This window comes from Candidatus Benthicola sp., from assembly GCF_058719085.1.
In genome coordinates this window covers 1-7,009 of sequence record NZ_JBZQEK010000145.1, presented here as the reverse complement: position 1 = coordinate 7,009, position 7,009 = coordinate 1, and the positions used below count along the sequence as shown (strand labels likewise).

Annotated in this window: 5 protein-coding genes; 3 read left to right on the top strand and 2 right to left on the bottom strand. The window is 66.1% G+C overall.

What is annotated here, in order from left to right:
- The coding region (locus tag AC36XV_RS10905; protein ID WP_492203712.1) for a DUF1028 domain-containing protein at nucleotides 1-580 on the top strand (580 nt) is incomplete at its 5' end.
- A gap of 392 nt (nucleotides 581-972) precedes the next feature.
- Nucleotides 973-2,187, top strand: a complete 1,215-nt coding sequence (rocD, locus tag AC36XV_RS10900; RefSeq protein WP_492203711.1) for an ornithine--oxo-acid transaminase — start codon at nucleotides 973-975, stop codon at nucleotides 2,185-2,187.
- A 79-nt stretch (nucleotides 2,188-2,266) separates the two neighbouring features.
- On the opposite strand, the gene AC36XV_RS10895 is transcribed toward rocD, so the two are convergent.
- Together AC36XV_RS10895 and AC36XV_RS10890 are read right to left on the bottom strand one after the other, a co-directional pair.
- Complete coding sequence (locus tag AC36XV_RS10895; protein ID WP_492203710.1) at nucleotides 2,267-2,917, bottom strand: peptidylprolyl isomerase; 651 nt, start codon at nucleotides 2,915-2,917, stop codon at nucleotides 2,267-2,269.
- Nucleotides 2,914-3,696 (bottom strand): lysophospholipid acyltransferase family protein, encoded by a 783-nt coding sequence (locus AC36XV_RS10890; protein ID WP_492203709.1) that lies wholly within the window; start codon nucleotides 3,694-3,696, stop codon nucleotides 2,914-2,916. The genes AC36XV_RS10895 and AC36XV_RS10890 overlap by 4 nt, the downstream gene beginning before the upstream one ends.
- 269 nt (nucleotides 3,697-3,965) lie before the next feature.
- Between AC36XV_RS10890 and acnA the strand changes: the two genes are divergently transcribed.
- A complete protein-coding gene (gene acnA / locus AC36XV_RS10885) occupies nucleotides 3,966-6,740 on the top strand; it encodes an aconitate hydratase AcnA (RefSeq protein WP_492203708.1) in 2,775 nt (924 codons plus the stop codon).
- Nucleotides 6,741-7,009: the final 269 nt, after the last annotated feature.

Genomic DNA, 7,009 nt, shown 5'->3' with positions numbered 1-7,009 from the left:
GGTCCAGGCGAACTTGATGCTCCGTCCGACCGTCTGCGAAGCCATGGTCCGGGCCTACACCTCCAGTCCCGGAGATCTTGCCGAGCGACTCATGGGCGCACTCGAGGCCGCCGAAGCCGAGGGAGGGGACATCCGGGGCCGTCAGTCCGCCGCTCTGCTGGTCGTCGCGGCCGAGCCATCCGGCAGGCCATGGCAGGATCGCATCTTCGACCTCAGAGTCGAGGACTCCCGCGAACCGCTCGTCGAATTGCGCCGCCTGCTGTCGGTCGCACGGGCGTACCAGCACATGAACGAAGGCGACGAACAGGTCACGCGTGGCGACATCGATGCCGCTGTGGAGGAGTACCAGAAGGCGGAGGCCCTTCTGCCCGGCGAGTCGGAGCCGATCTTCTGGCACGCGGTGACGCTCGCCAGCGTGGGGCGCGTGGAGGAATCGCTGCCCCTGTTCGCGGAATCGTACCGCCTGCATCCCGAGTGGAAGGAACTGGTGCCGCGACTGGTCGCCGCTCAGCTGTTGCCCGACGACGCCGAAATGCTGGAGACGATCCTCGCGGCGGACTCCACCGACCCGGCCCCCTGACCCGCGGATTCCGGGAAACCGGCCGAGCACACGGTGGAGCGGCCGGGCCGGCAGCCTTTCAGTCCAGCTCGGGCAGCCGGCAGAACCAGGCGATCGTGCCCCCGATCCCCGCGATCAGGACGGCGAGAATCGCCGTGACCAGGATGTACATGCGTGCCTCGCGATTTCGAGTGAACGGCGAGGGTATCGGGTCCCCGCGGCGTCGAGTATGAGGGAGTCGGGGTTCCGTGTCCAGAGCCCCTCGACGGATCGATGGGAACCGGCTCCGTGGGGGCCTGACCCGACCGTTGCCGGAGCCCGGTCAATCCGGTAACCTCTCGCGCGAGACGCGTTCGTGGTCTCGATCGGACGGACAATCCAACGCCATTCCCATGGAGCCGGAGACGACACCTATGCACAGGACCGAGGGTTTCATTCAGGAAGCGCAGCGGTGGAGTGCCCACAACTACGCGCCGCTTCCCGTGGTCATAGAGCGTGGAGAGGGAGTCTGGGTCTGGGACGTGGACGGGAACCGCTACCTCGACATGCTGAGCGCCTATTCCGCACTCAACCAGGGTCACAGGCACCCCGCCATTCTCGCGGCGCTGACGGAACAGGCGAATCGACTCACCCTCACTTCGAGGGCCTTTCACAACGATCGCATGGGCGGCTTTCTCAGGGCCCTTGCCGAGGCGACGGGCTTCAGCCGGGCCCTCCCGATGAACACCGGAGCCGAGGCCGTGGAGACGGCGATCAAGGCGGCTCGGAAGTGGGGGTACGAGGTCAAGGGAGTGCCAACCGACGAAGCCGAGATCATCGTCTGCGAGAACAACTTTCATGGCCGCACGACCACGATCGTCGGGTTCTCATCCGAGCCACAGTACCGGGCCGGTTTCGGCCCCTTCGCCCCCGGATTCAAGCGAATTCCCCACGGCGACCTCGAGGCCTTGAAGGCGGCGGTCACCGAACACACCGTGGCCTTTCTCGTGGAGCCCATCCAGGGCGAAGGTGGAATCGTGGTCCCGCCGGACGGATACCTCGCCGGGGCGCAGGACATCTGTCGGTCCGAGGACATGCTCCTGCTGAACGACGAGATTCAGACCGGCCTCGGCCGGACCGGCCGGTTGTTCTGCGGCGACTGGGACGGCACACGCGGAGACGTGCTGATCGTCGGCAAGGCCCTGGGCGGCGGCGTGTACCCCGTGTCGGCGATCCTGGCCAACGACGAGGTCATGGACGTCTTCCACCCCGGAGACCATGGCTCGACGTTCGGAGGCAATCCGCTCGGGGCGGCGGTCGGATTGGCCTCGCTCGGCGTCATTCTCGAGGAGAGGTTGCCCGAGCGATCGGACGATCTCGGCACGTGGTTCATGAGCCGGCTGCGGGACCTCGACTCGCCCCACGTGAAGGAGGTGCGGGGACGGGGCCTGATGATCGGCGTCGAGATCCACGGCGAATCGGGCACGGCGCGTCCGTTCTGCGAAGCCCTCAAGCAGCGCGGCATCCTCTGCAACGACACGCACCACCACACGATCCGGATCGCGCCGCCCCTGACCATCGAGCGGGAGACCCTCGAGGAGGCCCTCCCGGTATTCGAGGAGGTCCTCGGAGCCGGCGTGGTGGCCTGAGAGCCCACCCGAAAGCACGCGGGCGCCGGGAGATCTTCCCGGCGCCCGCTCCTGACGATCCGCGACCCTGACGGTCGCGTCAGGGCTGAACGATCGTGGCCGACACGATGGTGACGGGTTCCCGCGGAACGTCCTGCATTCCGCCCGCGCTTCCGGTCGGAACCGCGGCGATGGCGTCCACGACGTCCATTCCTTCCAGCACCTTCCCGAAGACGGCATAGCCCCACTGGTCCGGACCCTGTGCCCCGTAGTCGAGGAAGGGGTTGTCGACCAGGTTGATGAAGAACTGGGCCGACGCGCTGTGAGGCGCCGCCGTGCGGGCCATGGCCAAGGTTCCGCGCTCGTTCTTGAGACCGTTGTCCGATTCGTTCCGGATCGGCTCACGCCCCCCTTCCACCATGACGAGGTCCGCCTGGTGACCGCCCGCCTGAATCATGAAATCCGGTATGACGCGATGGAAGATCAGTCCATCGTAGTGACCATCTTCGACGTATGAGAGGAAGTTCTCGACGGTCAGGGGCGCCTGGTCGGGATAGAATCCCAGCAGGATGTTCCCCATGCTCGTCTCCAACATGACCTGCGGTCCCTTCACCTGGACTTGCTGCATGGTCTCCTCTCCCTTCGGCTCGGCTTCGGCTCGTGTCTCCTGAGACTCGGCACAAGCCGCTGTAGCGGTCGTCAGGACGAGTGCCACGCCCATGGTCTTCAATGCGTTCTTGGCTTGAATCAACGGTCTTCCTCTTCCCGGTTGAGTATTCTCTCGAACGTCTTTCGGTCGATCTCGCCCTTCTGAAATTGCCTCAAACCCGCCAGTTGCCGGCGCAGGATCCCGATCACGTCGTCCACGATCTCCTGCGCCGTCTCCTTCGAACGCGGCTGCCCGCTGTAGTGCGAATAGTCGATCGGCTTCCCGAACGCCAGCCAGATGTGTTTGAACAGACGCGGGAAGCTGCTCCCGACGGGCAGCACATCGTACAGTCCGTCGACCGTGACGGGAACCACCGTCGGCTGATTGGCGAGGATGACGAGTCCGGCACCCGGCCGACCGTCGCGGATCTCGCCGTTCCTCGACCGGGTGCCTTCCGGAAAGAGCACCATGGTTCCGCGCCGACCGGCTCGCACCATCCGGTGCAGCGCCCGGCTGTCTCTGCGTCCCTCCTTCACGGGAATGCACTTCCAGTTGTCCGCCCACCACGCCCAGAAAGGATTTCGGAAGAAGTTCTCCTCCGCCGCCGGATTCCAGGGGATCAGGTAGGGTCTGAACGCGGCCGGCCCGAAATACGCCGCCGTGCCCACCAGGAAGCTGTCGATCATCGTCTGGTGGTTCGAAAGCAGGAGCGTGTTCCGCCGGCGGGGGACGTTCCTGCGGCCGATCACCGTGGCGCGATTGAGGACGTAGAAGACGATCCCCATGGTCAACACGGTGAGGTGCGTGATCACGTATCGGGTGAAGGGCCAGAAGAAATGAAACACCGGCCCCCGGTAGTCCGCCCTGTACGGTTCGCCCATCGGCCTCCACACCCCTTCTGGACCAGACGTGCCCGCCTCGGCGCGAGCCACCAATATCGACCGCCCTGGGCAACCGGGCCAGAGAGGAGCGCTTCAGGAGCTGCCGGATCGGGATCCCGAAGTACGGGCCACCGGAGGCCTCCAACCCACTCGCTTCACCCCCGACGGAGCCCCATATTGCGGGTTGCTTATCGGCCGCCCGTGGAGGGCGGTTCCAACGCAGATCCGACCGCCGTGATCCGGCGGCTTCGAACCGACAGAGGACCCTCATGACCCCGCCCCGCAACAGCAAGAACTCCTTCGGCGCCCGGCGCGCCATCGAGCTTCCGGATGGAACTGCAGCCACGATCTACGACCTCAAGGCCCTGGAGCGCGCCGGCGTCGGACGCATCGACACGCTTCCCTTCTCGATCCGCATACTGCTCGAGAATCTGCTCCGCCACGAAGATGGAATCACCGTGACGGCCGGCGATATCGAAGCCCTGGCTTCGTGGGACCCGGCTTCGGAGCGTGAAGTGGCCTTCATGCCGGCGCGGGTGATCCTGCAGGATTTCACCGGAGTGCCCGCGATCGTGGACCTCGCCGCCATGCGCGACGCGATGCGTGAGCTCGGAGGGGACCCGCAGAAGATCAACCCGATGCTGCCTTCCGAGCTCGTGATCGATCATTCCGTGCAGGTGGACAGCTTCGGCAGGCTCGCCTCGCTCCTGATCAACTCCGAGCGGGAGATGGAGCGGAATCACGAGCGATATCTGTTTCTGAGATGGGGTCAGCAGGCCTTCGACAACTTCCGCGTCGTTCCGCCGAGCACGGGCATCGTCCACCAGGTGAACCTGGAGTACCTGGCGAGGGTGGTGTTCGAGTCGGGACAGGGGGACGAGAGGCTCCTGTACCCCGACACCCTGGTGGGCACCGACAGTCATACGACGATGATCAACGGTCTGGGCGTGCTCGGATGGGGCGTCGGGGGCATCGAGGCGGAAGCGGCCATGCTGGGCCAGTCGATTTCCTTTCTCGTACCCGAGGTGATCGGGTTCCGGCTGCACGGGAAGCTCCCGGAGGGAGCGACCGCCACGGACGTGGTATTGAGAGTGACCGAGATGCTCCGGGAACGGGGCGTGGTGGGCAAGTTCGTGGAGTTCTATGGAGAGGGACTGGCCTCGCTGTCGCTCGCCGATCGCGCCACCATCTCGAACATGTCGCCGGAATTCGGAAGCACGTGCGCCATCTTTCCGATCGACGAGGAGACGCTCTCCTATCTGCGCTTCACCGGACGAAGCGAGGAACACGTCGCGAGAGTCGAAACCTATGCGCGGGTCCAGGGCCTGTTTCACACGCCCGAGAGCACGGACCCGGAGTTCACGGACACCCTGTCGCTGGACCTCGGCACGGTGGAGCCGAGCCTGGCAGGACCGAAGCTCCCGCAGCAGAGGATCCGACTGACGGAATCGGCCTCGTCGTTCGAACGCTGGCTCGCCGACCTCCGCACGAACGGCAGTTCGGGGAGGAAGGATATCTCCCGCTGGGCGGGCGAGGGGGGCGGCGGCACCGCGGTGGCCGGAGCCGCCACGCGCCGCACTCGCGCCGTCGATGGGCAAACGCTGGATGGCGAGCCGATCGAATTCGAGCTCCGGGACGGTGCGGTGGTCATCGCGGCGATCACGAGCTGCACGAACACGTCGAACCCCGGCGTGATGATCGCGGCCGGACTGCTGGCGAAGAAGGCAGTCGAGCGCGGCCTCGCTCGCAAGCCATGGGTGAAGACCAGTCTCGCTCCGGGTTCCAAGGTCGTCACGGAGTACCTGGAAGCGGCGGAGCTGAGCGAGCCGCTGGAGGCACTGGGATTCGCCGTGGTGGGCTACGGCTGCACCACCTGCATCGGGAACAGCGGCCCCCTGCCCGGCCCGATCAGCGAGGCCATCCATGCGGAAGACCTGGCGGTGTGTGCCGTGCTCTCCGGCAACCGCAACTTCGAAGGTCGTGTGAACCCCGATACGCGGGCCAACTACCTGGCCTCGCCCCCGCTGGTCGTGGCGTACGCCATCGCCGGGCGCATGGACATCGACCTCTATCAGGAGCCTCTCGGTGTGGACCCGGAGGGCAAGCCCGTCTATCTGCGCGATATCTGGCCGACCCAGCAGGAGGTGCGGGAGACGATCCGGGGAGCGGTCAGCAGCGAGCAGTTCCTTCGTCAGTACGCCACCGTGTTCGATGGAGACGAGCGGTGGCAGCAGCTCGACGTCCCCGAGGGAAACCTGTACGACTGGGCGCCGGACTCCACGTACGTACGGCAGCCCCCGTTCTTCGTCGGAATGTCCCGCGAACCGGGTGCGGTGACGGACATCGCCGGCGCCCGCGTGCTGGCGCTCCTCGGTGATGCCGTCACCACGGACCACATCTCTCCGGCCGGGGCCATCGCCAAGGACTCCCCGGCCGCCGCCTACCTCGTCGAGCACGGGGTCGAGCCCGCGGACTTCAACTCGTATGGATCGAGACGGGGAAACCACGAAGTGATGATGCGGGGCACCTTCGCCAACGTTCGGCTGCGAAACCGCCTCGTACCCGGCGTCGAAGGTGGCTTCACCCGCCACATTCCCTCGGGTGAGCAGATGTCGATCTTCGACGCGGCGATGCGGTACGCGGAAGAAGAGGTGCCCCTGATCGTGATCGCCGGGAAGGAGTACGGCACCGGCTCTTCCCGTGACTGGGCGGCCAAGGGCCCGAGCCTGCTCGGGGTCCGAGCGGTCATTGCCGAGAGCTACGAGCGCATCCATCGCAGCAACCTGATCGGCATGGGCGTCCTCCCTCTCCAGTTCCACTCCGGAGTGGACGCCGGGAGCCTCGGACTGACGGGCATGGAGAGGTACGCCGTCACCGGGATCGAGACGGGGATCACCGGGGGAGGCGTGGCCGCCGTCTCGGCTCTGTCCGACCAGGGAGAAGCCACGGATTTCGAGGTCCTCATTCGACTCGATACGGAGCTGGAAGTCGAGTACTACCGGAACGGAGGCATCCTCCAGACCGTGCTGCGCCAGCTGGCGTAGCGGGCGCCGCGTGCGGGCCCGACCCTTGCGGGACGGTTGGCGCGACGGAGCAAGAACGCGCAGGAGTTATCCGATACCTTTCAACGGAGAGAACGATGCATAATCGCCGAGTTCGTGTGCTGGGGCTGCTGGGCGCGGTCCTGGTCATGGCCTGCTCTTCGACGCCGCCTCCGCAGACGGCGCCTGAGGCCCCACCCGCCCCTCCCGTTGCCGCAGAGACGGCGCCGGACAGCCTGCTCACGGTGCCGCCGGCCGCGATCGCCATGTCG